1 protein-coding gene is annotated in these 1,204 nt (G+C 39.0%); it reads right to left on the bottom strand.

The features are described from left to right. Nucleotides 1-121 precede the first annotated feature (121 nt). Nucleotides 122-1,204, bottom strand: a 1,083-nt coding sequence (locus tag BIZ39_RS21860) for a helix-turn-helix domain-containing protein (RefSeq protein ID WP_222936754.1), incomplete at its 5' end; no start/stop codon positions are given.

Raw genomic sequence — 1,204 nt, 5'->3', positions numbered from 1 at the left:
CTGGGAGGGTTATTACTTCGTCCTTTCCCTGAAGGTCTGCCGGTTTTACTTGGTGCATTTTTAAGTGTTAGCATTTGTATCTCCTTGTTTCCCTAAATTAAAGAAGTGTTAGGGTTTCACTTTACAAAACGCGTGCGCCTGGAATAAATCCACCCGCTTTCGCGATCTTTGTTCTCAATTCCACCTCTGTTTCTCTATCAAATCCAAACTTGTCTCGGAGTTTTTCGAAAACAAGAAAAATTTCTTGCTGTGGAATATCAGTTATTACGATATCGAACCTTTTAGTTCCCCAGAATTCGTTGATCAACAAGCGATACACCATGTCTTTATTCATGAATAAAAAGAAATCAAAGGAACTAGGTTTCAAGTCATCCAAAGCATTTAAATCACTTGATATATAAAAGCCCCCAATGTCTTGTTCTCTAAAAAAGTTAAAGCTTTTTTGTAGGAAAGTATGAGCTTCCCTTCGAACAAAAGGCACATGCTTGGAAGGGGTGTGCAAAATCTGTTCACCGGTAAGCACCAACGGTTCAGTACTAAAGTGCTTAGACTCAAAAACTCCCTGGAAGGGCAGTGAGTATTGAGTTGGATGATTGAAATAGAAATCGGCTAATAGAAAGAAAAGGGGGAAATCATCGCGATGTATAAGGGTGTCGGACCATTCCCCGTCTAGTGAAGGGGGCGTAGGTTTTAAATAACTGCTTTGTGTTGATTTATGTTTAACATGGTCAATCATTGCCTCATACCACGTTCTAAAGCTATCAGACTTTATAGCGTTATTTACCCACTCAATAATATGAGGTATTTCATGCTTCTTACAGCCTTGGTGTGAAAACATCAACTTAGAAAATGGTTCGTCACTATCTATGTTCTTCAACGGTTTTGCAGAAACGGTAGATGCAATTGCTTTAATAACGTCAGATTTACTAAATATTTTTGCAAAAGCAGCACAGTAGCGATCATTTAGCCGTTCATCCATTGCATGTAAATATTCATCTACCGTTTTATAAAGGGTGGCCTCTAAGTACTCGCCTTTGGCTTGCCGTGGCATCCCATAACGGTCAATTAAAAGCTTGACGCCAGTTGGACTTAGCTTTTGTCTACCTGATTTGTATTTGGGAATATTTGATTTATCCACGCCAAGCAATTCAGCTATGTCAGCTTGTTTCTCTTCCATAAATTTTGCACTGGCAATAGCATGATT

Source organism: Alteromonas sp. BZK5 (assembly GCF_014349115.1).
Classification (GTDB): Bacteria; Pseudomonadota; Gammaproteobacteria; order Enterobacterales; family Alteromonadaceae; genus Alteromonas; species Alteromonas macleodii.
This window is presented reverse-complemented; position numbering and strand designations above follow the sequence as displayed.